The following is a 25052-nucleotide window of genomic DNA, read 5'->3' on the forward strand; positions in this document are numbered from 1 at the left end:
TGCAGCACAGGTGGCGTCATCCAGGCCCACCTAGCCAGGTTCGCTTCCCGCCCGTAACAACGCGGATACGGGAACAGCGGCAGTCACTCTGCGGCGTAACAGACCACGCCGTGTGGCTTCGACATAAGGTGACCGAGTATGGATGACCAAGGACGCAACCCTTCCTCCAGCAAGCCAATCCTGTATGTGCTCGATACCAACGTCCTGATTCACGACCCTAACGCGTTACTGAACTTCGAGGAGCACCATGTCGCCATCCCGATGACGGTGCTGGAGGAACTCGACAAGCTCAAGACCGGCAAACAAAGCATCGCCGCCGAATGCCGCCAAGCCATCCGCCTGATAGACCAGACCCTCGGTGACGCTTCGCCCAGCGATGTCGAGCAGGGCGTACCGATCCAGCGCAACAAGAGCGGCCCCAAGGGGTTCCTGTCCATCCTGATGACCCCGCGCAACGAGCCGAACAAGCTGCTGCCGGAAAACCTCAACGACAACATCATCATCAATCAGTTGCTCGAAGTCCGGGCCCGGCGCACCGACCTGGACGTCGTGCTGGTCACCAAAGACATCAACATGCGCCTGAAGGCGCGCGCTTGCGGTATAGCGGCTGAGGACTACAGCACCGACCAACTGGTCGATGACGTGTCTTTGCTGTCCAAGGGCTACCATTCGGTCACCGGCTCGTTCTGGGACCGCGTGAGCAAGGTCGATACCCGCCAGGAGCGCGGCCGCACCTGGCATCGGGTGCAGATGATCGACAACCTGCCAGCTGTGCACGTCAATGAGTTCATCATCGATGAGCAGGGCTTCGTCGGGTGGATCAAGGGCATTCGTGACGACGAACTGCTGCTGCTCGACCTGCACCAGGAGCCGTTGCTGCACCAGGAAGCCTGGGGCCTGAAACCACGCGACATTCACCAAAGCCTGGCGCTGTTTGCCCTGCTGGACCCGGATATCCACCTGGTGAACCTGACCGGCGCCGCCGGCTCCGGTAAAACCATCCTGGCACTGGCTGCGGCCATCGAGCAGACCATGGTCAGCAAGCGCTACCGGCGCATCATCGCCACCCGCAGCGTGCAGGGGCTGGACCAGGAGATTGGCTTCCTGCCGGGTACCGAAGCAGAGAAGATGGAGCCGTGGCTGGGCGCCATCACTGACAACCTCGAAGCTTTGCACATGGATGACGAAAGCACCCATGGCAGCGTCGAATACATCCTTGAGCGCGTGCCGCTGCAGTTCAAGTCGCTGAACTACATCCGTGGCCGCAGCTTCCAGCAGAGCCTGATCCTGATTGACGAGTGCCAGAACCTGACGCCGCACCAGATGAAAACCATCATCACCCGTGCCGGCTCCGGGTCCAAGGTGGTCTGCCTGGGCAACCTGGCGCAGATCGACACCCCCTACCTGTCCGCGACCAGCTCGGGCCTGACCTACCTGACCGAGCGCTTCAAGGACTTCCCCCACGGCGTGCACATCACCCTGCAGGGCGTGCCTCGCTCGGTGCTGGCCGAGTACGCCGAGTCTCATTTGTAAACCCTGTAGCCGGGCAGATTACTGCCCGGCCTCTTCGTGGACACGCCCGTTCACAGGATCTCCACTTGATTCGAGGCCATGGAGCTCCTGTGGGAGCGGGTGTGCCTGCGAAGAGGCAAAACCTGCCGACACATACCTCTGCTCAAACCTGACCCACAGGTTTACACTGCGAAATCCCTTCACAGGAGCAGAGCAGTGCTGACACATCTTGATTCCCAGGGGCGGGCCAACATGGTCGACGTCACTGAAAAGGCCGTGACCGAGCGCGAGGCTACCGCCGAGGCGCGGGTGCGCATGTTGCCGCAGACCTTGCAGATGATCGTCGACGGTGAGCACCCCAAGGGTGACGTGTTCGCCGTGGCGCGCATTGCCGGGATACAGGCGGCGAAAAAAACCAGCGACCTGATCCCGCTGTGCCACCCGCTGATGCTCACCAGCGTCAAGGTCGAGCTCAGCGCCGAGGGGCAGGACGCCGTTCGCATCGTCGCCCGCTGCAAGCTGGCCGGGCAGACCGGTGTGGAGATGGAGGCGCTGACCGCCGCCAGCGTGGCCGCGCTGACGATCTATGACATGTGCAAGGCTGTGGATAAAGGTATGGTCATCGAGCAGGTGCGCCTGCTGGAAAAAGTCGGTGGCAAGAGTGGCCATTACAAGGTGGAGGCGTGATGAAGGTCAACGTGATGTACTTCGCCCGTTACCGCGAACTGTTGGGCGTGGATGCCGAGCGGGTGGAGGGGGCGTTCAAGGTGCTCGATGATGTGCGCCAGGCCTTGGTTGCCAAGGGCGGGCAGTATGAAGTGCTGGCCGAGCAGAACCTGATGTGCGCGCGCAACGAAGAGCTGTGCAAGCTCGATGAACCGCTGGAAGAGGGCGATGAAGTGGCGTTCTTCCCACCGGTGACCGGAGGCTGAACATGGCTGTACGAGTGCAGGAAGGCGCGTTCGACCCGGGGGCTGAGACCAATGCCATGCATGCAGCCAATGTGGGCGTGGGCGCGGTGGTCGGTTTTGTCGGCTATGTGCGGGATTTCAACGATGGCCGCGAAGTGGCGGGGATGTTCCTCGAACACTATCCGGGCATGACCGAAAAGGCCCTGGCCAAGATCGTGGTCGAGGCCGAGCAGCGTTGGCCGCTCTTGAAAGTGGAGGTGCTGCACCGCATCGGTGCGCTGGAACCGGGCGAACCGATTGTGTTCGTGGGGGTGGCCAGTGCCCATCGGCAGGCGGCGTTCGATGCCTGCAACTTCATCATGGACTACCTGAAGACCCGGGCGCCGTTCTGGAAGAAGGAGAATACTCAGGAAGGGCCAAGGTGGGTGGAGGGGCGGCAGAGTGACCAGGATGCGGCGGGGCGCTGGTAATCAAGGCGCCGCCGGTCGCCTGTAGGAGCGGGTTTACCCGCGAAAGGGCCGGCCCTGCTGGCCAATCTCCACCCGACAATCTGCGCATCAAAGCCGACATCCCGGGGCCGCTGCGCGGCCCAATCGCGACACAAGGCCGCTCCCACAGATTGATCGCGTGTAGCCCGCTGAAGGTCAGTGATGATACGAGTCATCTTCACCAGCAAAGCTGATTGACACACCACTGGATGGGTGGAGGGGAAGCAGAGTGACCAGGATGCGGCGGGCCGCTGGTAATCAAGGCGCCGCTGATCCTTTGTGGGAACAACTGTCTTGCTCAATTTCTGAAAGCTGGCGCCATCCGTGTGGGAGCGGCCTTGTGTCGCGAAAGGGCCGCGTAGCGGCCCCCGACAATCTCCGCATCAAAGCCGAAATCCCGGGGCCGCTGTGCGGCCCAATCGCGACACAAGGCCGCTCCCACAGATTGATCGCTTGTAGCCCGCTGAAGGTCAGTGATGATACGAGTCATCTTCACCAGCAAAGCTGATTGACACACCACTGGATGGGTGGAGGGGAAGCAGAGTGACCAGGATGCGGCGGGCCGCTGGTAATCAAGGCGCCGCTGATCCTTTGTGGGAGCAACTGTCTTGCTCAATTCCTGAAAGCTGGCGCCGTGTGGGAGCGGCCTTGTGTCGCGAAAGGGCCGCGGAGCGGCCCCCGACAATCTCCGCATCAAAGCCGAAATCCCGGGGCCGCTGCGCGGCCCAATCGCGACACAAGGCCGCTGCCACAGGGCGCATGTAGCCTGCTGAAGTCAGTGATGCTTGCGCGGCACCGGCTTGAGCAGTTCATCCGGCGGCATCTCGCACTTGATCTTGCGCCCTAGCAGCGCTTCGATCGCCGGCAGCTGATACGAGTCATCTTCACCGGCAAAGCTGATCGACACACCACTGGTGCCGGCACGGCCGGTACGGCCAATGCGGTGCACGTAGTCGTCAGGGTCTTCCGGCAGGGTGAAGTTGATCACGTGGCTGATGCCATCGATATGGATCCCGCGCCCGGCCACGTCGGTGGCCACCAGCACGGTGATGCGCCCTTCGCGGAAGCTCTCCAGGGTTCGGATGCGCTTGTGCTGCGGCACGTCGCCCGACAGCTGGGCGGCATTGATACCGTCGCGTACCAGCTTTTCCTCGATGCGCCGCACTTCGTCCTTGCGGTTGGCGAACACCATCACCCGTTCCCACTTGTTCTGGGTTACCAGGTTGTACAGCAGCTTGTACTTGTCGCTGCCGGCCACCGCATACACGTGCTGCTCCACCGTTTCGCTGGCCACGTTCTCCGGCTCGATCTCGACAATGGCCGGGTTGGTGGTCCACTGCTTGGCCAGGTTCATCACATCGTCGGTGAAGGTGGCGGAGAACAGCAGGGTCTGGCGCTCGCTTTTCGGCGGTGTCTGACGAATGATTTGGCGGACCTGGGGGATGAAGCCCATGTCGAGCATGCGGTCGGCTTCGTCAAGCACCATCACCTCGACCATGTCCAGGTGCACTTCGCCACGCTGGTTGAAGTCCAGCAGGCGGCCCGGGGTGGCCACCAGGATATCGCAGTGGCGCGCTTCCAGGGCTTTGAGCTGCTTGTCGAAGTCCATGCCACCGACGAAGCTCATCACGTTCAGGCCGGTGTACTTGGTCAGGGCAGCGGCGTCCTTGGCGATCTGCACCACCAGCTCGCGGGTGGGGGCGATGATCAGCGCGCGCGGCTCGCCCATGTAGCGCTCTTTAGGCGGTGGCGTCTGCTGCAACTGGGAAATGATCGAGATCAGGAAGGCGGCCGTCTTGCCGGTGCCCGTCTGGGCCCGGCCGATAGCGTCCTGGCCACGCAGGGTGTAACCCAGGACCTGCGCCTGGATTGGCGTGCAGTACGGGAAGCCCAGGTCGTGGATGGCGTGCATCAGCTCGTTGGACAGCTTGAAGTCGTGGAAGCGGGTTTTGCCTTCCTGCGGCTCGACCACGAAGTCTTCGGGCTTCCACAGGCTGGCCTGCGGCTTGGGCTTGCGTTCGCGGCGCGGTTTTTCCTTGGCCGGTTGTTCGGCAGGTGGCGTCGCGGCGGCAGGTTGCTCAGCCTTGGGGGCGGGGTTGGCATGGGGTGCGGCCGGTTTTGCCGCGGGCCGGGCTTCCGGCGTCACGCTGGCAGCAGGAGCGGCGGCTTGTGGCGCGGCCTCTCCCTTGCCGAATATTTTTCTGAGTGCTTTGAGCACGGTCGTCTCATCAACTGATTAAGGAATGTACGCCGGGCAGTGTAATGCAAGATCCGGGCGCGGCGTAGCGGAATACGCCCACAACTACAAGCGAGGCTGCCTATTGCAGCTGCTTGCTCAGCCAGTCGTGGATATCGTTCAGTTCTTCGACCACCACTTCGTGTTCCATCGGGTATTCGTACCAGCGGGCAGCGACGCCCCAGGTGTTCAGGTACTCGAAGGCGGTACGGCCCATGGACGGGATGACCACCGGGTCATGCACGCCATGCAGGCACAGGGCCGGTGTGCGCTGCTGGCAGGCACTCAACTGATGCTGGTCATTGAAGGTGGGGGCATAGGTGGACAGGGCGATCACCCCACCCAGTGCTTCCTGCCACTTTATATAGGCAGTGTGCAGCACCACCGCGCCGCCCTGGGAGAAGCCGGCCAGGAAGATCCGCGACAGGTTGATGCCTTTGGCCTGCTCGGCCTTGATCAGCGCAACCACCTGCTCGGCAGACGCTTCCAGCTGCGCTTCGTCGATGGCTCGGGCCGGGGTCATGGCCTTGATGTCATACCAGCTGGGCATGGCATAGCCGCCGTTGATGGTCACGGGGCGGGTCGGTGCCTGGGGCATGATGAAGCGTGTGCTGAGCAAGCGCTCCTGCATGAATTCGGCCACAGGTAGGAAGTCGTAACGGTCGGCCCCCAGACCGTGCAACCAGATCACACAGGCGTCAGCGGTTTTCTGTGGTTCGAGAATCAGCGGGTTGGTCATGACTGCTCCGAAAGTGTGCGGGTCTTGTTATGGCGTGCGTGAAAAGAAAGCACCGGAAATGATTGTCGGAAAAAGAATGTCGCAACGATACAACTTTTCCTACTTGACGAGCGCTTAAACGCTACAGCCAGAAAATTTGGTACGCGGTTTGCAACTCAACCTGTGATGCAAAGGGCAGGCCGTGACGGTAACACCCTCTGCACGCGAAGGCTGTCACAGAACAGTCCATTGCGCCAATTGACCCAATAACAAGCCAATACGGGTCGGATACGCCTCAAAAGGGTGCGGTGCAATTCCGGCTCGATACAACAAGAGCGATTTGGAGGTTGTGAATGAAGATGTTGAAAACCACCCTGGCAGTCCTGACCGCTGCCGCCGCGCTGGGCGCAGTGAGCACTGCCCAGGCCGGCGCCACCTATGATGCGGTCAAGAAGAAGGGCTTCGTCCAGTGTGGCGTGAGCGACGGTCTTCCAGGCTTCTCGGTACCTGATGCGCAGGGCAAGATCGTCGGCATCGATGCCGATGTCTGCCGCGCCGTGGCCGCCGCCGTGTTCGGTGATGCCACCAAGGTCAAGTTCAGCCAGCTCAACGCCAAGGAACGCTTCACTGCCCTGCAGTCGGGCGAGGTCGACGTGCTGTCGCGTAACACCACCTGGACCAGCTCGCGCGATGCCGGCATGGGCCTGGTGTTCGCGGGTGTCACCTACTATGACGGCGTCGGCTTCCTGGTCAACAAGAAGCTTGGCGTTTCCAGCGCCAAAGAGCTCGATGGCGCGACCATCTGCATCCAGGCCGGTACCACCACCGAGCTGAACGTGTCGGACTTCTTCCGTGCCAATGGCCTGAAGTACACCCCGATTACCTTCGACACCTCTGACGAGAGCGCCAAATCGCTGGAGTCTGGCCGTTGCGACGTGCTGACTTCGGACAAATCGCAGCTGTTCGCCCAGCGCTCCAAGCTGGCTGCGCCGACCGACTACGTGGTGTTGCCGGAAACCATCTCCAAGGAGCCACTGGGCCCGGTAGTGCGTAAAGGCGACGAGGAGTGGTTCAGCATCGTCAAGTGGACCCTGTTCGCCATGCTCAATGCCGAAGAAGCGGGCATCACTTCCAAGAACGTCGAGGCCGAGGCCAAGGCCACCAAGAACCCGGATGTCGCCCGACTGCTGGGTGCGGATGGCGAGTATGGCAAGGACCTCAAGCTGCCCAAAGACTGGGTAGTGCAGATCGTCAAGCAAGTGGGTAACTATGGCGAAGTGTTCGAGAAGAACCTGGGCCAGAGCACTGACTTGAAGATCGACCGTGGCATGAACGCCCTGTGGAACAACGGCGGCATCCAGTACGCGCCTCCAGTGCGCTGATGGCTGCATCCTGCGGCGGCATTCCGCCGCCGCAGGCTGTTCGAATCCCTACTGTCCGGGGCACTTCATGCAAAATCAAATCGGCGCACCCAAGGGCTTGTCCCTTAACGATCCGCGTGTGCGCGCGTGGCTGTTCCAGATCCTCACGATCGTCTTCGTGGTCGGCCTGGGCTGGTACCTGTTTCACAACACGCAAACCAACCTGCAACACCGGGGCATTACCTCGGGCTTCGACTTCCTCGACCGCAGTGCCGGCTTCGGCATCGCCCAGCACCTGATCCCCTATGTGGAATCCGACAGTTATGCGCGGGTGTTCGTCATCGGCCTGCTCAATACGCTGTTGGTGACCTTCATCGGCGTCATTCTGGCGACGATACTGGGCTTCATCATCGGTGTAGCGCGCCTGTCACCGAACTGGATGATCAGCAAACTGGCAACCGTGTATGTGGAAACCTTCCGCAACATTCCGCCGTTGCTGCAGATTCTGTTCTGGTACTTCGCCGTGTTCCTGACCCTGCCGGGACCGCGGGGCAGCATCAACATCGACGACATGTTCTTCATCAGCAACCGCGGCCTGAACATGCCGGGTGCGTCGATGGCCGACGGTTTCTGGCCATTCGTGGTGGCCCTGGCAGTAGCGATTGTCGCGATCGTGCTGATGGTGCGCTTTGCCAACAAGCGCTTCGACGAGACCGGCGTGCCGTTCCACAAATTCTGGGTGGGCCTGGCGCTGTTCATCGCCATCCCAGGGCTGAGCGTGTTGCTGTTCGGCAGCCCGGTCAGCTGGGAAGTGCCGCAGCTCAAAGGCTTCAACTTTGTCGGTGGCTGGGTGCTGATCCCCGAGTTGCTGGCGCTGACCCTGGCGCTGACTATCTATACGGCAGCCTTCATCGCCGAGATCGTGCGTTCCGGCATCCGTTCGGTCAGCCATGGCCAGACCGAAGCCGCGCGCTCGCTGGGCCTGCGCGAGGGCCCGACCCTGCGCAAGGTGATCATTCCCCAGGCACTGCGGGTGATCATTCCGCCGCTGACCAGCCAATACCTCAACCTGGCGAAGAACTCTTCGCTGGCGGCCGGTATCGGCTACCCGGAGATGGTCTCGCTGTTCGCCGGCACCGTGCTCAATCAGACCGGCCAGGCCATCGAGGTGATCGCCATCACCATGAGTGTCTATCTCGCCATCAGCATCAGTATTTCGCTGCTGATGAACTGGTACAACAAGCGCATTGCGCTGATCGAGCGGTGAGGATACGCCCGTGAATGCCCATGTTTTCAAACCCGATATGCCGCCACCGGTGAAAACCGTCGGCGTGCTCGCATGGATGCGTGCCAATCTGTTCTCCAGCTGGCTCAACACGCTGTTGACCCTGTTCGCCCTCTACCTGGTGTGGCTGATCGTACCGCCGTTGCTGCAGTGGGCGTTGATCGATGCCAACTGGGTCGGCACCACGCGCGCCGATTGCACCAAGGACGGCGCCTGCTGGGTGTTCGTGCAGCAGCGCTTTGGCCAGTTCATGTACGGCTATTACCCGACTGAGCTGCGCTGGCGTGTGGACCTGACCGTGTGGCTTGCCGTGCTCGGCGCCGCGCCGTTGTTCATCAAGCGTTTCCCGCGCAAAGCCTTCTATGGCCTGGGCTTCCTGGTGCTGTACCCGGTACTGGCCAATACCCTGCTGCACGGTGGGTACCTGGGCCTGGAAAGCGTACCGACCAGCCAGTGGGGCGGGTTGATGCTGACCCTGGTGATCGCCACCGTGGGCATCGTCGGCGCCTTGCCGCTGGGCATCCTGCTGGCACTGGGCCGGCGTTCGAGGATGCCGGCCGTGAAAGTGGTGTGCGTGACCTTCATCGAGTTCTGGCGAGGCGTACCGCTGATCACCGTGCTGTTCATGTCGTCGGTGATGCTGCCGTTGTTCCTGCCAGAAGGCATGAGCTTCGACAAGCTGCTGCGGGCGATGATTGGTGTGATCCTGTTCCAGTCGGCGTACATCGCCGAGGTGGTGCGCGGCGGCCTGCAGGCCATCCCCAAGGGCCAGTACGAAGCCGCCGCGGCCATGGGCCTTGGCTACTGGCGCTCGATGGGGCTGGTGATCTTGCCGCAGGCGCTGAAGCTTGTGATCCCCGGCATCGTCAACACCTTCATTGCCCTGTTCAAGGACACCAGCCTGGTGATCATCATCGGCCTGTTCGACCTGCTCAACAGCGTCAAGCAAGCAGCCGCAGACCCCGCCTGGTTGGGCATGGCCACCGAGGGCTACGTGTTCGCCGCCCTGGTGTTCTGGATTTTCTGTTTCGGTATGTCCCGCTACTCCATGCATCTGGAGCGCAAGCTGGACACTGGCCACAAGCGTTAGGAGTTTCGAAATGAGTGAAGCGATCAAGCAGCCTGCTGGCCCCGAAGGCATCATCCAGATGCAGGGTGTGAACAAGTGGTACGGCCAGTTCCATGTGCTCAAGGACATCAACCTGAACGTGCGCCAGGGCGAACGCATCGTGCTGTGCGGCCCGTCCGGCTCGGGCAAGTCCACCACCATCCGCTGCCTTAACCGCCTGGAAGAGCACCAGCAAGGGCGCATCGTGGTCGATGGCGTGGAGCTGACCAACGACCTCAAGCAGATCGAGGCCATCCGCCGCGAGGTGGGCATGGTGTTCCAGCACTTCAACCTGTTCCCGCACCTGAGCATCCTGGAGAACTGCACCCTGGCGCCGATGTGGGTGCGCAAGATGCCACGGCGCAAGGCCGAGGAAATTGCCATGCACTACCTGGAGCGTGTGCGGATTCCGGAGCAGGCACACAAGTACCCTGGTCAGTTGTCTGGCGGCCAGCAGCAGCGTGTGGCCATTGCCCGCGCGTTGTGCATGAAGCCCAAGATCATGCTGTTCGACGAACCGACCTCGGCACTGGACCCGGAAATGGTCAAGGAAGTGCTCGATACCATGGTGGGCCTGGCCGAGGATGGCATGACCATGCTCTGCGTGACCCACGAGATGGGCTTTGCCCGTACCGTGGCGAACCGGGTTATCTTCATGGACAAGGGCGAGATTGTGGAGCAGGCCGCGCCGGATGACTTCTTCGACCGGCCGCGCAGTGACCGGACCAAGTTGTTCCTCAGCCAGATCCTGCATTGATGCAGTAGCGGCAGCAGACTCGGCCAACTGTGGAGCGGCCTTGTGTCGCGATGGGCCGCAAAGCGGCCCCGGGCATATGCCCTGCGAAGCTGAAATTTTGGGGCCGCTAGGCGGCCCATCGCGACGCAAGGCCGCTCCCACAGGGTTGCGGAACGGCTTAAGGCCTCACCCTACTTTTCTTCTTGCGTTACAGCCGGCGCCGGCGGCGGCCGCAGCCCCACCTCGGCGATCAGCTTCAATTGCTGACCGTTGCGCATCACCTCGATGGTGATCTTCTCGTTGGGCTTGATCCGCGCTACCTGGTTCATCGACTTGCGCCCGTCGCCGGCCGGCTCGCCATTGATGCTCAGGATCACGTCACCCAGTTGCAGCCCGGCCTTGGCCGCTGGCCCCTCGCGGAAGATACCCGCCACCACGATGCCTGGGCGGTCCTTCATGCCGAACGATTCTGCCAGCTCCTGGCTCAGTGGCTGTACTTCGATACCCAGCCATCCACGGATCACCTGGCCGTGTTCGACGATCGACTTCATCACCTCGAGTGCCAGTTTTACCGGGATGGCGAAGCCGATGCCCTGCGAGCCACCGGACTTGGAAAAGATCGCGGTATTGATACCGATCAGGTTGCCATTGGCATCCACCAGCGCGCCACCGGAGTTGCCCGGGTTGATCGCCGCGTCGGTCTGGATGAAGTCTTCGTAGTTGTTCAGCCCCAGCTGGTTGCGGCCAGTGGCGCTGATGATGCCCATGGTCACCGTCTGGCCGACGCCGAACGGGTTGCCGATGGCCAGCGACACGTCGCCGATGTGAATGGTGTCGGAACGGCCGATGGTGATCGCCGGCAGGTTCTTCAAGTCGATCTTCAGCACCGCCAGGTCGGTTTCCGGGTCGCTGCCGATCACGCGGGCCAGGGTTTCGCGGCCATCCTTCAGCGCTACGACGATCTGGTCGGCGCCGCTGGTAACGTGGTTGTTGGTCAGCAGGTAGCCCTCTGGGCTCATGATTACCGCCGAGCCCAGGCTTGATTCCCATCGGCGCTGTTTGGGCAGGTTATCGCCGAAGAAGCGGCGGAACTGCGGGTCTTCGAACAGCGGGTGGGCGCTTTTGTTCACCACCTTGGTGGTGTACAGGTTGGCCACCGCCGGGGCGGCCAGGGTCACGGCGTCGGCGTACGACACCGGGCCTTGCATGATCCGCGTGGTCTGTGGCGCTTGCTGCAGGTTGACGTCCTGGCTGGGCAGCCCGACCCATTGCGGAAAACGCTGGATGATCAGCATGGCGATCAGTATGCCGGTAAGCAGGGGCCAGCCGAAGTAACGCAAAGCCTTGAACATGAACGAATCCTGAAAAGAGCAGGGGCCAGCGGCCTGGCAGTGGGGCATGAGCGCGCGCGATCATACACCGGTTCCCCCAGTGACAGCGACGGCCCATAATGGCCGGCATTATACGGGCGTTCGTCAGGCGTTGTGCCCGAGAAAAGCGCAGTTTTCGAGGAGATTTTCATGGCCGTCGCTCTAAACACCCTGGTCGAGGAAGCCGAGCGTTACCTGGGCAGCGCGAAGATCCAGGATTATTGCCCAAATGGCCTGCAGGTCGAAGGCCGGCCGCAGGTCAGCCGTATTGTCAGTGGTGTTACCGCCAGCCAGGCATTGCTGGATGCCGCCGTCGAGGCCGAGGCCGATCTGGTGCTGGTGCACCATGGTTATTTCTGGAAGGGCGAGAACCCGTGCATCACCGGCATTCGCCAGCGTCGCCTGAAGACCTTGCTGAATAACGATATAAGCCTGTTGGCGTTCCACCTGCCCTTGGACGTGCACCCGGACGTGGGCAACAATGTGCAGCTGGCGCGGCAACTGGAGATCACTGTCGAAGGGCCGCTAGACCCGGAAAACCCCAAAGTGGTCGGGCTGATTGGTTCGCTCGCCGAATCCATGACCGCGCGCGATTTTGCCCGGCGGGTGCAAGAGGTGCTGGGGCGTGAGCCGTTGCTGGTCGAAGGCAATGAAATGATCCGCCGGGTGGGCTGGTGCACCGGCGGCGGGCAGGGCTATATCGACACGGCGATTGCCGCCGGGGTCGACCTGTACCTGACTGGCGAGGCGTCCGAGCAGACCTACCACAGTGCTCGCGAGAATGGCGTCAGCTTCATTGCGGCCGGGCACCATGCCACTGAACGCTACGGGGTGCAGGCGCTGGGCGATTACCTGGCACGACGGTTTGCCGTGGAGCACTTGTTCATCGATTGCCCGAATCCCATCTGAAGGCGGTGTCGGCCTCTTCGCGGGTGAACCCGCTCCTACGCGCGGGCCTCGTAGGAGCGGAATCACCTGCGAAGAGGCCGGTCCTGCCAGCCCAAACCCCCAGTCATATCGTTAGACTTTTTCGATCTAGCCAGCCTCCTAAATAGAAGCAGCCGCTGTGATAAAGTGGCTCGCTCGAACACGGCCCGCAGGCCGTCCATAAGATCGTTTTTCGTGAGTAGCCATGGTCGACAAACTGACGCACTTGAAACAGCTGGAGGCGGAGAGCATCCACATCATCCGCGAGGTGGCCGCCGAGTTCGACAACCCGGTGATGCTGTACTCGATCGGCAAGGACTCCGCCGTGATGCTGCACCTGGCGCGCAAGGCCTTCTTCCCGGGCAAGCTGCCGTTCCCGGTGATGCACGTCGACACCCAGTGGAAATTCCAGGAGATGTACAGCTTCCGCGACAAGATGGTCGAGGAAATGGGCCTGGAGCTGATCACCCACGTCAACCCTGAGGGTGTGGCGCAAGGCATCAACCCGTTCACCCATGGCAGTTCCAAGCACACCGACATCATGAAGACCCAGGGCCTGAAGCAGGCGCTGGACAAGCATGGTTTCGACGCTGCCTTCGGTGGTGCGCGCCGCGACGAAGAGAAGTCGCGGGCCAAGGAACGTGTGTACTCGTTCCGTGACAGCAAGCACCGCTGGGACCCGAAGAACCAGCGCCCCGAGCTGTGGAACGTGTACAACGGCAAGGTCAACAAGGGCGAGTCGATCCGCGTCTTCCCGCTGTCGAACTGGACCGAACTGGACATCTGGCAGTACATCTACCTTGAAGGCATCCCGATCGTGCCGCTGTACTTCGCCGCCGAGCGTGAAGTCATCGAGAAGAACGGCACCCTGATCATGATCGACGACGAACGTATCCTCGAGCACCTCTCCGAGGAAGAGAAAGCCCGCATCGTCAAGAAGAAGGTGCGTTTCCGTACCCTCGGCTGCTACCCGCTGACGGGCGCTGTCGAGTCGGAAGCCGAGACGCTCACCGACATCATTCAGGAAATGCTCCTGACGCGCACTTCCGAGCGCCAGGGCCGGGTCATCGACCACGATGGCGCCGGTTCCATGGAAGACAAAAAACGTCAGGGCTACTTCTAATTTTCAGGGTTACTCCATGTCGCACCAATCCGATTTGATCAGCGAAGATATCCTCGCTTATCTGGCTCAGCACGAGCGTAAAGAACTGCTGCGTTTCCTCACCTGCGGCAACGTGGATGACGGCAAGAGCACCCTGATCGGGCGCCTGCTGCACGACTCCAAGATGATCTACGAGGACCACCTCGAGGCCATCACCCGTGATTCGAAGAAAGTCGGCACCACCGGCGAAGAAGTCGACCTGGCGCTGCTGGTAGATGGCCTGCAGGCCGAGCGCGAGCAGGGCATCACCATCGATGTCGCCTACCGCTACTTCTCCACCGCCAAGCGCAAGTTCATCATCGCCGACACCCCGGGCCATGAGCAGTACACCCGCAACATGGCCACCGGTGCGTCCACCTGCGACCTGGCGATCATCCTGGTCGATGCCCGCTACGGCGTGCAGACCCAGACCCGCCGCCACAGCTACATCGCGTCGTTGCTGGGTATCAAGCACATCGTGGTCGCGGTCAACAAGATGGACCTGAAGGGCTTCGATGAAGGCGTCTTCGAGTCGATCAAGGCCGACTACCTGAAGTTCGCCGAAGCCATCAACCTGACCCCGAGCAGCCTGCACTTCGTGCCGATGTCGGCGCTCAAGGGTGACAACGTGGTCAACCACAGCGAGCAATCGCCGTGGTACGCCGGCCCGACGCTGATGGAAATCCTCGAAACCGTCGAGGTTTCGGCCGACCGCAACTTCACCGACCTGCGTTTCCCGGTGCAGTACGTCAACCGTCCCAACCTGAACTTCCGCGGCTTCGCGGGCACCATCGCCAGTGGCGTGGTGCACAAAGGTGACGAGATTGTCGTGCTGCCGTCGGGCAAGAGCAGCCGGGTCAAGTCCATCGTCACCTACGAAGGTGAACTGGAAAACGCTGGCCCAGGCCAGGCCGTGACCCTGACCATGGAAGACGAGATCGACATCTCCCGTGGCGACCTGCTGGTACATGCCGACAACGTCCCGCCGGTCACCGACCAGTTCGACGCCATGCTGGTGTGGATGGCCGAGGAGCCGATGCTCCCGGGCAAGAAATACGACATCAAGCGTGCCACCAGCTACGTGCCAGGTTCGATTGCCAGCATCACCCACAAGGTCGATGTGAACACCCTGGAGCAGGGCGCTGCCAGCGCGCTGCAGCTGAACGAGATCGGCCGCGTCAAGGTAGCCCTGGACACCTCGATCGCCCTCGACGGTTACGACAGCAACCGCACCACCGGTGCGTTCATCGTCATCGACCGCCTGACCAACGGCACCGTTGGCGCCGGCATGATCATCGCCCCGCCCGTGTTGCCACACGGCAGCACCGGCCATCATGGCAAGCAGGCCCACGTGTCCACCGAAGAGCGCGCCCTTCGCTTCGGCCAGCAGCCAGCCACCGTGCTGTTCAGCGGCCTGTCGGGTGCTGGCAAGAGCACCTTGGCCTATGCCGTGGAGCGCAAGCTGTTCGACATGGGCCGTGCGGTGTACGTGCTCGATGGCCAGAACCTGCGTCACGACCTGAACAAGGGCCTGCCACAGGACCGCGCTGGTCGTACCGAGAACTGGCGCCGCGCCGCCCAAGTGGCGCGCCAGTTCAACGAGGCCGGCATGCTCACCCTGGCTGCGTTTGTGGCCCCGGATGCCGAAGGCCGCGAACAGGCCAAGGCGCTGATCGGCAAGGAACGCCTGGTGACCGTTTACGTCCAGGCCTCGCCGCTGGTTTGCCGCGAGCGTGACCCGCAAGGCCTGTACGCTGCCGGTGGCGACAACATCCCGGGTGAGAGCTTCCCGTTCGATGTGCCATTGGATGCTGATCTTGTGATCGACACCCAGGCCACCAGCGTGGACGAGGGCGTGAAACAGGTGCTGGACGTGCTGCGTCAGCGTGGCGCGATCTAAGCGCTAGCCTGCAAGGAAAACCCCGCTTCGGCGGGGTTTTTTGTCTCGCGTTCAGGATCCTTCTCAATACTCGGAAAGATCCGTCTCAGATATGTTTCTCCGACACCGGTATCACCCGTCTTTCCTTCACCGCTTTGTACGAAAAGCTCGAATAGATCTCCTTCACCCCCGGCAACCGCTGCAGCACTTCCCGGGTAAATTCGCCAAACGACTCCAGGTCCCGTGCCAGGATCTCCAGCAGAAAGTCATAGCGGCCGGAGATGTTGTGGCAGGCGACGATCTCGGGGATTTCCATCAGGCGCTGTTCGAACGCCAGCGCCATGTCCTTGGTGTGCGAGTCCATCATGATGCTGACGAACGCGGTCACGCCAAACCCCAGCGACTTGGGCGAGAGGATGGCCTGGTAGCCGGTGATGTAGCCGTTTTCCTCCAGTAACTTGACCCGTCGCCAGCAGGGCGAGGTGGTCAGTGCCACCTGGTCGGCGAGTTCGGCAACGGTGAGACGGGCATTGTCCTGCAAGGCGGCGAGCAGGGCGCGGTCGGTGCGGTCGAGGCTTGAAGGCATTTTTTGCCCTCCTGGTCCGTTGATTATTGTTTTTGTTCCAGCAAGCACGTGTATGCGTAGGCTATTTTGGAAAAAATCGGGCAGCTCGGTGGCATAAGCTTATAGCAAACCACAAGAGGCTGTTGCCATGCGCGACTCCCACCACAACACCGGTTTTTCCACGCGGGCCATTCATCATGGCTATGACCCGCTTTCCCATGGTGGCGCCCTGGTGCCACCGGTGTACCAGACGGCTACCTATGCCTTTCCCACTGTCGAGTACGGTGCTGCCTGCTTCGCCGGGGAGGAGCCTGGGCATTTCTACAGCCGCATTTCCAACCCCACGCTGGCCTTGCTGGAGCAGCGCATGGCTTCGCTGGAGGGCGGTGAAGCGGGGTTGGCGTTGGCCTCGGGGATGGGCGCCATTACCTCAACCCTCTGGACCCTGCTAAGGCCTGGGGATGAGCTGATTGTCGGACGCACCTTGTATGGCTGTACCTTCGCTTTTCTGCACCACGGTATTGGTGAGTTCGGGGTGAAAGTTCGCCATGTCGATCTCAACGATGCCAAGGCCCTGAAAGCGGCGATCAGCAGCAAAACACGGATGATCTACTTCGAAACACCGGCCAACCCCAACATGCAGCTTGTGGATATTGCGGCGGTTGTGGAGGCAGTGCGGGGGCATGATGTGCATGTGGTGGTCGATAACACCTACTGTACGCCGTACCTGCAGCGGCCACTGGAGCTGGGGGCGGACCTGGTGGTGCACTCGGCAACCAAGTACCTCAGTGGGCATGGCGATATCACTGCCGGGTTGGTGGTGGGGTGCAAGGCGTTGGTAGACCGTATCCGCCTGGAAGGGCTGAAGGATATGACCGGCGCGGTGCTGTCACCGCATGACGCGGCGTTGCTGATGCGTGGTATCAAGACCCTGGCCCTGCGCATGGACCGGCATTGCGCCAATGCCCAGCAGGTGGCCGAGTTTCTCGCTCGGCAGCCGCAGGTGGAATTGATTCATTACCCGGGGCTACCGTCTTTTGCCCAGTACGCGTTGGCCCAGCGACAGATGCGTTTGCCTGGCGGGATGATTGCGTTTGAGCTCAAGGGTGGCATTGAGGCGGGGCGTCGCTTCATGAATGCGCTGCAGCTCTTTGCCCGGGCGGTGAGCCTGGGGGATGCCGAGTCGCTGGCGCAGCATCCGGCGAGCATGACGCATTCCAGCTATACGCCGCAGGAGCGGGCGCATCACGGGATATCGGAGGGGTTGGTGCGTCTGTCGGTGGGGCTGGAGGATGTGGAGGACCTGCTGGCAGATGTCGAACAGGCATTGCAGGCCTGCTGTTAGGTTGCCTGCACTGGCCCTTTCGCGGGCCCGCCCGCTCCCACAGGTGTTTCACAGGTTTCAAATGCTGTGGTGGACCTGTGGGAGCGGGCGTGCCCGCGAAGGGGGCCAGTGAATCCAGCCCATAAAAAAGGCCTCTTGCGAGGCCTTTTGCATGTTCAGCAGATCAACGCTTGAGCCCGTAGCTCTCATCCAGCATGCCCGGCGAGTTAGGCACTTTCGGCGCATAGTCGCGCGGCACTTCGGCGGTGTCTTTAGGTGGGGTCAGGCGGTCACGCGGGCCTTGCGGTGCATCGGAGTGCAGCGCAGCCAGCAGGCGTTGGCGGGTGACGTCATCGAGGGCCAGGCTGTTGGCGCCTTCAGCCAGGTGATCCTGTACGTCCTGATAGCTCTGGGTCAGTTTCTTGACCAGCATGGCGGTGCTGTTGAAGTGGGTGACCACTTCGTTCTGGTAGCTGTCGAAGCGCTTCTGGATGTCATCCAGTTGACGCTGGGTGTTGCTCGGGGCCGCATTGGGCAGCAGGCGGGCAACAATGAAACCGACTGCCACACCGATGACCAGGGCCAGGGTTGGCAACAACCAAACAAGGAGCGAGAGTTCCACGAGTCCTTCCTCTATAAACGGCTTTGCTTTACGTTAACGGCTCAGACCTGCGCTGTATACCGCGAGCGATCGCAAATCAGAACAGAATTTCACACCTAGACGAATCGACCCTTCTCGAGGTCACGGAGTAGTGCCTTGCTTGTCCGCGAAACCCCCTTGTTCATCGATGGCCCCAGCGGCCAGCTGGAAGCGTTGTACCTGGACGTGGCGCAAGCCCGTGGCGCGGTGCTGATCTGCCACCCTAACCCGGTCCAGGGCGGCACCATGCTCAACAAGGTGGTCTCGACCCTGCAGCGCACTGCACGTGATGCCGGTTATGTGACCCTGCGTTTCAACTACCGTGGCGTCGGCCAGAGCGCCGGCAGCCACGACATGGGCGCTGGCGAAGTGGCCGATGCCGAGGCCGCTGCAGCATGGCTGCGTGCCAGGCACCCCGGGCTACCGCTGGTGCTGATGGGCTTTTCGTTCGGTGGTTTCGTTGCCACCAGCCTGGCCGGGCGCCTTGAAACGGCAGGCGTCGAGTTGCAGCACCTGTTCATGATCGCCCCGGCGGTCATGCGCCTGACCGCCGAATTCCCGCTGCCGCAGCGCTGCCCGCTCACCGTGGTGCAGCCGGACGCCGATGAAGTCGTCGCGCCGCAGCTGGTTTACGAATGGTCCGACAGCCTGTCGCGTCCCCATGAGCTGCTGAAAGTGGCAGAATGCGGACACTTCTTCCATGGCAAGCTGACCGATCTGAAGGATCTGCTGCTGCCGCGCCTTTCGAACTGAGCCAAGCCTGAATAAGCGAACACCCATGACCACGCGCATTCTTACCGGTATCACCACCACCGGCACTCCGCACCTGGGCAACTACGCCGGCGCCATCCGCCCGGCGATCCGTGCCAGCCAGCAGCCCGGTGTCGACTCGTTCTACTTCCTGGCCGACTACCACGCCCTGATCAAGTGCGACGACCCGCTGCGCATCCAGCGCTCGCGCCTGGAAATCGCCGCCACCTGGCTGGCCGGTGGCCTGGACCCGGACAAGGTGACCTTCTATCGCCAGTCCGACATCCCGGAAATCCCCGAACTGACCTGGCTGCTGACCTGCGTTGCTGCCAAAGGCCTGCTGAACCGTGCGCATGCCTACAAGGCCTCGGTGGACAAGAACGTCGAGAACGGCGAAGACCCGGACGCCGGCGTGACCATGGGCCTGTTCAGCTACCCGGTGCTGATGGCCGCCGATATCCTGATGTTCAACGCCAACAAGGTGCCGGTCGGTCGTGACCAGATCCAGCACGTGGAAATGGCCCGCGATATCGGTCAGCGCTTCAACCATCTGTTCGGTCAAGGCAAGGACTTCTTCGCCTTGCCGGAGGCTGTGATCGAAGAAAGCGTGGCGACCCTGCCGGGCCTGGACGGGCGCAAGATGTCCAAGAGCTATGACAACACCATCCCGTTGTTCACCAGCGCCAAGGACATGAAAGACGCCATCTCGCGCATCGTCACCGATTCGCGCGCGCCGGGTGAGGCGAAAGACCCGGACAACGCGCACCTGTTCACCCTGTACCAGGCCTTCTCGACGCCTGAGCAGTGCGCCAGTTTCCGCGAAGAGCTGCTGCAGGGCCTGGGCTGGGGCGATGCCAAACAGCGCCTGTTCCAGCTGCTGGACGGCCAACTGGCCGAGAAGCGCGAGTACTATCACCAGCTGATCGCCCGGCCGGCGGACCTGGAAGACATCCTGCTGGCCGGCGCTGCCAAGGCCCGCAAGATCGCCACGCCGTTCCTTGAGCAGCTGCGCGAGGCCGTTGGCCTGCGTTCGTTCCGCAGCAGCGTGCAGGCCAGCACCGAGGTGAAGAAGAAGGCTGCCAAGAGCGCACGCTTCGTCAGCTTCCGTGACGAAGACGGCAGCTTCCGTTTCCGCCTGCTGGCCGCCGACGGTGAGCAACTGCTGCTGTCGCGCAGCTTCGCCGACGGCAAGAGTGCGGGCGCCGTGAGCAAGCAGTTGCAGCAGGGTGGCGAGGCCGATGTCCGCATCGAAGGCCTGAGCTTCGGCCTGTGGCTCAATGGCGAGCAGGTTGCCGACGGGCCGCAGTTCGACAACGCTGAAGCCCGTGATGCGGCCATTCAGAGCCTGAACGAAGCCTTGGCACCACAGCAGGACTGAGGCCGCCAAACGGTGGGAGCAACTGTCTTGCTCAATTTCTGAAAGCTGGCGCGATCCGTGTGGGAGCGGGCGTGCCCGCGAAACAGGCGCCGCGGTGCATGGCACCGGCTTTGCCGGTGTTCGCGGGCACGCCCGCTCCCACAGACTGATTGCCATTAAGCGGGCCTGTCGCTACAGTGACGGCCCGTTTTTTGTTGCCTCGCTAACGAATCATGACTCCCTTAGAACGCTATCAAGCAGATCTGAAACGTCCCGACTTCTTCCATGACGCGGCGCAGGAAACTGCGGTGCGTCACCTCCAGCGCCTGTACGACGACCTGGTGCACGCGCAGAACAACAAGCCGGGCGTGTTCGGCAAGCTGTTCGGCAAGAAGGAGCAGACCCCGGTCAAGGGCCTGTACTTCTGGGGTGGGGTGGGGCGAGGCAAGACCTACCTGGTTGATACCTTCTACGAAGCGCTGCCGTTCAAGCAGAAGATGCGTACGCACTTCCACCGCTTCATGAAGCGTGTGCACGAGGAGATGAAAACCCTCAAGGGCGAGAAGAACCCGCTGACCCTCATTGCCAAGCGCTTCAGCGAAGAAGCCAAGGTGATCTGCTTCGACGAATTCTTCGTGTCGGACATTACCGACGCCATGATCCTCGGCACCTTGATGGAAGAGCTGTTCAAGAATGGCGTGTCGCTGGTGGCCACCTCCAACATCGTGCCGGACGGCCTCTACAAGGACGGCCTGCAGCGTGCACGCTTCCTGCCGGCTATCGCCATGATCAAGCAGTACACCGACGTGGTGAACGTCGATAGCGGGGTCGACTACCGTCTGCGTCACCTGGAGCAGGCTGAACTGTTCCACTTCCCACTCGATGACGCGGCGCACCAGAGCATGCGCGCCAGCTTCAAGGCGCTCACCCCTGAGTGCACCCAGGCGATCGAAAACGACGTGCTGATGATCGAGAACCGCCCGATCAATGCCCTGCGTACTTGCGACGACGTCGCCTGGTTTGACTTCCGCGCCCTGTGCGACGGGCCGCGCAGCCAGAACGACTACATTGAGCTGGGCAAGATCTTCCACGCCGTATTGCTGAGCAACGTGGAGCAGATGGGCGTCACCACCGACGACATCGCCCGTCGTTTCATCAACATGGTGGACGAGTTCTACGATCGCAACGTCAAGCTGATCATCTCGGCCGAGGTGGAGTTGAAGGACCTGTATACCGGTGGGCGTCTGAGCTTCGAGTTCCAGCGTACCCTGAGCCGGTTGCTGGAGATGCAATCGCACGAATTCCTGGCGCGCGCACACAAGCCCTGACGGCAGCGGCAAGCGTCAGGCGACAAGGAAAGTTCAGGGCAATGCGCGATCCGCTCTGGTTTTTCCTTGTCGCTTCAAGCTCGAAACCTGCCGCTCTGGAAGCCTTTCAGGCTTCCTGCATGAACTGCTGCCGATACTGGTTCGGCGACAACTCGGTGTGTTGGCGGAACAGCCGCGCAAAGAAACTGGCATCGTCATACCCCACCTCGTAACTGATGGTCTTGATGCTCTTGCGCGTACTCGACAACAACCCCTTGGCTGTCTCGATGCGTAACCGCTGCAGGTAATGCAGCGGCTTGTCACCCGTTGCGCCCTGGAAGCGACGCATGAAGTTGCGGATGCTCATGCCGTGGTTGCGGGCCACATCCTCGAAGCGGAACTTGTCGGCGAAGTGTTCCTCCAGCCAGTGCTGGATCTGCAGGATGATCAGGTCCTGGTGCAGCTTCTGTCCGCCAAAGCCCATGCGCCCCGGGGTGTAGTTGCGTTGCACTTCGTAGAGGATGTCGCGGGACACCGCACGGGCCACGTTGGCACCGCAGAAGCGTTCGATCAGGTAGATGTACAGGTCGCAGGCCGAGGTTGCACCGCCGGCGCAATAGATATTGTCGGCATCGGTCAGGTGCTTGTCCTGGTTCAGGCGAATCTTCGGGAAGCGTTCGGCAAAGCTGTTGAAGAAGCGCCAGTAGGTGGTCGCTTCCTTGCCATCGAGCAGGCCGGATTCGGCCAGCCAGAACACACCACTGGCCTCGGCGCACAGCACCGCGCCACGCGCGTGCTGTTCACGCAACCACGGCAGCACCTGTGGGTAACGCTGCAGCAAGTTGTCGAAATCATCCCAGTAGGCCGGGAGGATGATCACATCGGCGTCGTCCAGGCCGCCGTCAACCGGTAACTGCACATTGCTGAAGCTGTCCACGGGCTGGCTGTCGGGGCTCACCAGGCGGATGTCGAACATGGGCTGCAAGCCCAGGCCCAGCTGCTTGCTATAGCGTAGGCTGGCGAGGTGGAAGAAGTCCTTGGCCTGCATCAAGGTCGAAGCGAACACCTTGTCAATGGCCAGGATGCTGACGCGCCGCAGCGACGCTGAGGGTTGGGTAAACATCATTGTCATTGTTCTTATAGGGTAGAGTGGTCAATCACCGGCTGGATCGTCTTATTTTTTGGCGATTGTGTCTACCCCATGTAACAGCGGCGCGAAGCGGGGCGCAGTGTTTGGCTCAAGGCGCAGGGTTGGGCTGCTCCTGATGAATGGCTTCGATCGCTGTCAGCAGATCGGCGCTCAGGTTCAGTTCAAGGCTGGCCAGGTTGCTGTCCAGCTGCTGCAGGCTGGTGGCACCTATGATGTTGCTGGTCACGAACGGCTGTCGGGTGACGAACGCCAGGGCCATTTGCGCCGGGTCCAGGCCGTGCTCGCGGGCCAGCTGCACGTAGCGGCTGCAGGCCGCCACGGTCTGTGGGTTGGAGTAACGGGCAAAGCGGCTGAACAGGGTCAGGCGTGCATTGTCCGGCCGTGCGCCGTTCTCGTACTTGCCCGAGAGCATGCCGAAGGCAAGCGGCGAATAGGCCAGCAGGCCACACTGCTCGCGTATGGCCACTTCTGCCAGGCCCACCTCGAAGCTGCGGTTGAGCAGGTTGTACGGGTTCTGGATCGATACCGCCCGCGGCCAGCCACGGCTCTCGGCCAGTTGCAGGAACTTCATGGTGCCCCACGGCGTTTCGTTGGACAGGCCGATGTGGCGGATCTTGCCCGCACGCACCTGCTCGTCGAGCACTTCGAGGGTTTCTTCCAGTGGGGTGAAGTGATCCTGCGGCAGGTGCTGGTAGCCCAGCTTGCCGAAGAAGTTGGTGCTGCGCTCTGGCCAGTGCAACTGGTACAGGTCGATGCGGTCGGTCTGCAGGCGCTTGAGGCTTTCGTCCAGCGCCGCGACGATGTGCTGACGGTTGTGCTTGAGCTGCCCGTCACGGATATGGCTGATGCCGTTGCCCGGGCCTGCAACCTTGCTGGCCAGGATCCACGCGTCGCGGTCGCCATGGTCACGGAACCAGTTGCCGATGATGCGCTCGGTGGCCGCGTAGGTCTCCGGGCGGGGAGGGACCGGGTACATCTCGGCGGTGTCGATGAAGTTGACCCCGGCGGCCTTGGCCCGGGCAATCTGTTCGTAGGCCTCGGCCTGGATGTTCTGCTCGCCCCAGGTCATGGTGCCCAGGCACAGGGCGCTGACGTTGAGGTCGGTACGGCCGAGCTGGCGGTATTCCATCGGTTATTCACTCCTTGGCGATAGAAGCCAATCAAAGCAGGTTGAAATTTTTCGCGCAATCTGGATAATTCAGCCCCTCTCCGCGTGGCGGAAGTGATGCACCATCACGCAGGAAGAACCCCGTCGAACATTGGCGTGCCCGACCCGAGCCCCCAAAAGCGTCTGTGTTCGGCTGCGCGCTTGCCCTTGGCAAGCTGTGCACTATCCAGTAAGATTCGCCGTCTATTTTTCGCTGGGCGGCCTCTGAGGCTTTAGAGAATGAAAACTTTTACTGCTAAACCGGAAACAGTAAAGCGCGAGTGGTTCGTAGTCGACGCCGCTGGCCAGACCCTGGGTCGTCTGGCTACCGAAATCGCTACCCGTCTGCGTGGCAAACACAAACCAGAATACACCCCTCACGTTGACACCGGCGACTACATCGTCGTTATCAACGCCGAGCAGGTTCGTGTGACTGGTGCCAAGTCTTCCGACAAAATGTACTACTCCCACTCCGGTTTCCCAGGCGGTATCAAGGAAATCAACTTCGAGAAGTTGATCGCCAAGGCCCCTGAGCGTGTTATCGAAACTGCGGTCAAAGGCATGCTGCCTAAGAACCCGCTGGGTCGCGACATGTACCGCAAGCTGAAAGTGTACGCGGGTGCTGCTCACCCACACACTGCTCAGCAGCCTCAAGAACTGAAGATCTAACGGGATAGTTCATTATGTCGGCGACTCAAAATTACGGCACTGGCCGTCGCAAGACCGCAACCGCTCGCGTATTCCTGCGTCCGGGTACTGGTAACATTTCCATCAACAACCGTTCTCTGGACGTGTTCTTCGGTCGCGAAACCGCTCGCATGGTTGTTCGCCAGCCGCTCGAGCTGACTGAATCCGTTGAGAAATTCGACATCTACGTCACCGTTTCCGGTGGTGGTGTCAGCGGTCAGGCCGGTGCGATCCGTCACGGTATCACCCGCGCTCTGATGGAATACGACGAAACCCTGCGTGGCGCTCTGCGTCGTGCTGGCTACGTCACCCGCGACGCTCGTGAAGTTGAGCGTAAGAAAGTGGGTCTGCGTAAAGCGCGTAAGCGTCCTCAGTACTCCAAGCGTTAATACCGCTTCGGCAGTCGAAAAAAGCCCGGTTCCTTGGAACCGGGCTTTTTTTTTAGCCTTGAAC

Annotated in this window: 24 protein-coding genes; 17 read left to right on the forward strand and 7 right to left on the reverse strand. The window is 61.5% G+C overall.

The window, feature by feature from the left end; translation table 11 throughout:
* Nucleotides 1-138 precede the first annotated feature (138 nt).
* The 4 genes from V6093_RS22220 (at nucleotide 139) to moaE (ending at nucleotide 2893) form a co-directional block, all read left to right on the forward strand.
* Complete coding sequence (locus V6093_RS22220) at nucleotides 139-1533, forward strand: PhoH family protein (RefSeq protein ID WP_003251772.1); 1395 nt, start codon at nucleotides 139-141, stop codon at nucleotides 1531-1533.
* Nucleotides 1534-1728: 195 nt separating this feature from the next.
* The gene (gene moaC / locus V6093_RS22225) at nucleotides 1729-2199 is read left to right on the forward strand and encodes a cyclic pyranopterin monophosphate synthase MoaC (protein WP_047604397.1); all 471 of its coding nucleotides are present in this window, start codon (nucleotides 1729-1731) and stop codon (nucleotides 2197-2199) included.
* Nucleotides 2199-2444, forward strand: a complete 246-nt coding sequence (gene moaD, locus V6093_RS22230; protein ID WP_047604399.1) for a molybdopterin converting factor subunit 1 — start codon at nucleotides 2199-2201, stop codon at nucleotides 2442-2444. Before moaC ends, moaD begins: the two co-directional genes overlap by 1 nt.
* A 2-nt stretch (nucleotides 2445-2446) precedes the next feature.
* On the forward strand, nucleotides 2447-2893 hold the full coding sequence (moaE, locus tag V6093_RS22235) for a molybdopterin synthase catalytic subunit MoaE (RefSeq protein ID WP_010952421.1): 447 nt from the start codon (nucleotides 2447-2449) through the stop codon (nucleotides 2891-2893).
* A 793-nt stretch (nucleotides 2894-3686) separates the two neighbouring features.
* Here moaE and rhlB read toward each other — a convergent pair.
* The gene (rhlB, locus tag V6093_RS22240) at nucleotides 3687-5129 is read right to left on the reverse strand and encodes an ATP-dependent RNA helicase RhlB (RefSeq protein WP_004575111.1); all 1443 of its coding nucleotides are present in this window, start codon (nucleotides 5127-5129) and stop codon (nucleotides 3687-3689) included.
* Between the two features lie 100 nt (nucleotides 5130-5229).
* Nucleotides 5230-5886, reverse strand: coding sequence for an alpha/beta hydrolase (locus V6093_RS22245; RefSeq protein WP_003251782.1), 657 nt, complete (start codon nucleotides 5884-5886; stop codon nucleotides 5230-5232).
* A 332-nt stretch (nucleotides 5887-6218) separates the two neighbouring features.
* Between V6093_RS22245 and V6093_RS22250 the strand changes: the two genes are divergently transcribed.
* From V6093_RS22250 to V6093_RS22265, 4 genes are all read left to right on the forward strand, one after another.
* Nucleotides 6219-7247, forward strand: a complete 1029-nt coding sequence (locus tag V6093_RS22250) for an amino acid ABC transporter substrate-binding protein (RefSeq protein ID WP_014859324.1) — start codon at nucleotides 6219-6221, stop codon at nucleotides 7245-7247.
* 67 nt (nucleotides 7248-7314) lie between these two features.
* Nucleotides 7315-8493, forward strand: a complete 1179-nt coding sequence (locus tag V6093_RS22255) for an amino acid ABC transporter permease (RefSeq protein ID WP_003251788.1) — start codon at nucleotides 7315-7317, stop codon at nucleotides 8491-8493.
* A gap of 10 nt (nucleotides 8494-8503) precedes the next feature.
* Nucleotides 8504-9601, forward strand: a complete 1098-nt coding sequence (locus tag V6093_RS22260) for an amino acid ABC transporter permease (protein ID WP_406669625.1) — start codon at nucleotides 8504-8506, stop codon at nucleotides 9599-9601.
* A 10-nt stretch (nucleotides 9602-9611) separates the two neighbouring features.
* Nucleotides 9612-10376 (forward strand): amino acid ABC transporter ATP-binding protein, encoded by a 765-nt coding sequence (locus tag V6093_RS22265; RefSeq protein ID WP_003251792.1) that lies wholly within the window; start codon nucleotides 9612-9614, stop codon nucleotides 10374-10376.
* Nucleotides 10377-10546: 170 nt separating this feature from the next.
* Here the strand turns inward: V6093_RS22265 and algW are convergent, their stop codons facing one another.
* Nucleotides 10547-11707 carry a Do family serine endopeptidase AlgW gene (gene algW, locus V6093_RS22270; RefSeq protein WP_003251794.1) on the reverse strand — a complete coding sequence of 387 codons (1161 nt, stop codon included), beginning with the start codon at nucleotides 11705-11707 and terminating at the stop codon, nucleotides 10547-10549.
* A 168-nt stretch (nucleotides 11708-11875) separates the two neighbouring features.
* On the opposite strand from algW, the gene V6093_RS22275 reads away from it, so the two are divergent.
* From V6093_RS22275 to cysN, 3 genes are all read left to right on the forward strand, one after another.
* Complete coding sequence (locus V6093_RS22275) at nucleotides 11876-12634, forward strand: Nif3-like dinuclear metal center hexameric protein (protein ID WP_019752501.1); 759 nt, start codon at nucleotides 11876-11878, stop codon at nucleotides 12632-12634.
* A 223-nt stretch (nucleotides 12635-12857) separates the two neighbouring features.
* A complete protein-coding gene (gene cysD / locus V6093_RS22280; protein ID WP_003251799.1) occupies nucleotides 12858-13775 on the forward strand; it encodes a sulfate adenylyltransferase subunit CysD in 918 nt (305 codons plus the stop codon).
* A gap of 16 nt (nucleotides 13776-13791) precedes the next feature.
* On the forward strand, nucleotides 13792-15693 hold the full coding sequence (gene cysN, locus V6093_RS22285; RefSeq protein WP_406669626.1) for a sulfate adenylyltransferase subunit CysN: 1902 nt from the start codon (nucleotides 13792-13794) through the stop codon (nucleotides 15691-15693).
* Nucleotides 15694-15778: 85 nt separating this feature from the next.
* On the opposite strand, the gene V6093_RS22290 is transcribed toward cysN, so the two are convergent.
* Complete coding sequence (locus V6093_RS22290) at nucleotides 15779-16258, reverse strand: Lrp/AsnC family transcriptional regulator (RefSeq protein WP_003251803.1); 480 nt, start codon at nucleotides 16256-16258, stop codon at nucleotides 15779-15781.
* A 127-nt stretch (nucleotides 16259-16385) separates the two neighbouring features.
* On the opposite strand from V6093_RS22290, the gene V6093_RS22295 reads away from it, so the two are divergent.
* Nucleotides 16386-17582, forward strand: a complete 1197-nt coding sequence (locus V6093_RS22295; protein WP_014859327.1) for a methionine gamma-lyase — start codon at nucleotides 16386-16388, stop codon at nucleotides 17580-17582.
* A gap of 163 nt (nucleotides 17583-17745) precedes the next feature.
* On the opposite strand, the gene V6093_RS22300 is transcribed toward V6093_RS22295, so the two are convergent.
* Nucleotides 17746-18183, reverse strand: coding sequence for a YhcB family protein (locus V6093_RS22300; protein WP_003251807.1), 438 nt, complete (start codon nucleotides 18181-18183; stop codon nucleotides 17746-17748).
* Nucleotides 18184-18318: 135 nt separating this feature from the next.
* On the opposite strand from V6093_RS22300, the gene V6093_RS22305 reads away from it, so the two are divergent.
* From V6093_RS22305 to zapE, 3 genes are all read left to right on the forward strand, one after another.
* Nucleotides 18319-18954 carry an alpha/beta hydrolase gene (locus V6093_RS22305; protein ID WP_004575116.1) on the forward strand — a complete coding sequence of 212 codons (636 nt, stop codon included), beginning with the start codon at nucleotides 18319-18321 and terminating at the stop codon, nucleotides 18952-18954.
* Nucleotides 18955-18979: 25 nt separating this feature from the next.
* On the forward strand, nucleotides 18980-20329 hold the full coding sequence (locus V6093_RS22310; RefSeq protein WP_108078408.1) for a tryptophan--tRNA ligase: 1350 nt from the start codon (nucleotides 18980-18982) through the stop codon (nucleotides 20327-20329).
* Between the two features lie 212 nt (nucleotides 20330-20541).
* The gene (gene zapE, locus V6093_RS22315; RefSeq protein ID WP_003251813.1) at nucleotides 20542-21636 is read left to right on the forward strand and encodes a cell division protein ZapE; all 1095 of its coding nucleotides are present in this window, start codon (nucleotides 20542-20544) and stop codon (nucleotides 21634-21636) included.
* Nucleotides 21637-21742: 106 nt separating this feature from the next.
* Here the strand turns inward: zapE and V6093_RS22320 are convergent, their stop codons facing one another.
* Both V6093_RS22320 and V6093_RS22325 read right to left on the reverse strand, forming a co-directional pair.
* A complete protein-coding gene (locus V6093_RS22320) occupies nucleotides 21743-22663 on the reverse strand; it encodes a GlxA family transcriptional regulator (protein WP_173881439.1) in 921 nt (306 codons plus the stop codon).
* 190 nt (nucleotides 22664-22853) lie between these two features.
* On the reverse strand, nucleotides 22854-23894 hold the full coding sequence (locus V6093_RS22325; RefSeq protein WP_003251817.1) for an NADP(H)-dependent aldo-keto reductase: 1041 nt from the start codon (nucleotides 23892-23894) through the stop codon (nucleotides 22854-22856).
* A 258-nt stretch (nucleotides 23895-24152) separates the two neighbouring features.
* Between V6093_RS22325 and rplM the strand changes: the two genes are divergently transcribed.
* Both rplM and rpsI read left to right on the forward strand, forming a co-directional pair.
* Entirely contained in the window at nucleotides 24153-24581 is a 429-nt protein-coding gene (gene rplM, locus V6093_RS22330; protein WP_003251819.1) for a 50S ribosomal protein L13, read from the forward strand.
* Nucleotides 24582-24595: 14 nt separating this feature from the next.
* The gene (rpsI, locus tag V6093_RS22335) at nucleotides 24596-24988 is read left to right on the forward strand and encodes a 30S ribosomal protein S9 (protein WP_003251821.1); all 393 of its coding nucleotides are present in this window, start codon (nucleotides 24596-24598) and stop codon (nucleotides 24986-24988) included.
* The last annotated feature ends 64 nt before the right edge of the window (nucleotides 24989-25052 follow it).

The sequence above is a fragment of the Pseudomonas putida group bacterium ESBL64 genome, from assembly GCF_045277175.1.
In the GTDB taxonomy this organism is placed as follows: domain Bacteria; phylum Pseudomonadota; class Gammaproteobacteria; order Pseudomonadales; family Pseudomonadaceae; genus Aquipseudomonas; species Aquipseudomonas alloputida.

Coding starts and splice junctions, on each gene's coding strand:
- rpsI (WP_003251821.1), top strand. CDS start 24,596: ATGTCGGCGACTCAAAATTACGGCACTGGCCGTCGCAAGACCGCAACC.
- algW (WP_003251794.1), bottom strand. CDS start 11,707: ATGTTCAAGGCTTTGCGTTACTTCGGCTGGCCCCTGCTTACCGGCATA.
- V6093_RS22250 (WP_014859324.1), top strand. CDS start 6,219: ATGAAGATGTTGAAAACCACCCTGGCAGTCCTGACCGCTGCCGCCGCG.
- zapE (WP_003251813.1), top strand. CDS start 20,542: ATGACTCCCTTAGAACGCTATCAAGCAGATCTGAAACGTCCCGACTTC.
- V6093_RS22320 (WP_173881439.1), bottom strand. CDS start 22,663: ATGCAGGCCAAGGACTTCTTCCACCTCGCCAGCCTACGCTATAGCAAG.
- V6093_RS22275 (WP_019752501.1), top strand. CDS start 11,876: ATGGCCGTCGCTCTAAACACCCTGGTCGAGGAAGCCGAGCGTTACCTG.
- V6093_RS22290 (WP_003251803.1), bottom strand. CDS start 16,258: ATGCCTTCAAGCCTCGACCGCACCGACCGCGCCCTGCTCGCCGCCTTG.
- V6093_RS22265 (WP_003251792.1), top strand. CDS start 9,612: ATGAGTGAAGCGATCAAGCAGCCTGCTGGCCCCGAAGGCATCATCCAG.
- V6093_RS22220 (WP_003251772.1), top strand. CDS start 139: ATGGATGACCAAGGACGCAACCCTTCCTCCAGCAAGCCAATCCTGTAT.
- V6093_RS22325 (WP_003251817.1), bottom strand. CDS start 23,894: ATGGAATACCGCCAGCTCGGCCGTACCGACCTCAACGTCAGCGCCCTG.
- V6093_RS22295 (WP_014859327.1), top strand. CDS start 16,386: ATGCGCGACTCCCACCACAACACCGGTTTTTCCACGCGGGCCATTCAT.
- moaD (WP_047604399.1), top strand. CDS start 2,199: ATGAAGGTCAACGTGATGTACTTCGCCCGTTACCGCGAACTGTTGGGC.
- V6093_RS22310 (WP_108078408.1), top strand. CDS start 18,980: ATGACCACGCGCATTCTTACCGGTATCACCACCACCGGCACTCCGCAC.
- cysD (WP_003251799.1), top strand. CDS start 12,858: ATGGTCGACAAACTGACGCACTTGAAACAGCTGGAGGCGGAGAGCATC.
- V6093_RS22245 (WP_003251782.1), bottom strand. CDS start 5,886: ATGACCAACCCGCTGATTCTCGAACCACAGAAAACCGCTGACGCCTGT.
- rplM (WP_003251819.1), top strand. CDS start 24,153: ATGAAAACTTTTACTGCTAAACCGGAAACAGTAAAGCGCGAGTGGTTC.
- V6093_RS22255 (WP_003251788.1), top strand. CDS start 7,315: ATGCAAAATCAAATCGGCGCACCCAAGGGCTTGTCCCTTAACGATCCG.
- moaE (WP_010952421.1), top strand. CDS start 2,447: ATGGCTGTACGAGTGCAGGAAGGCGCGTTCGACCCGGGGGCTGAGACC.
- cysN (WP_406669626.1), top strand. CDS start 13,792: ATGTCGCACCAATCCGATTTGATCAGCGAAGATATCCTCGCTTATCTG.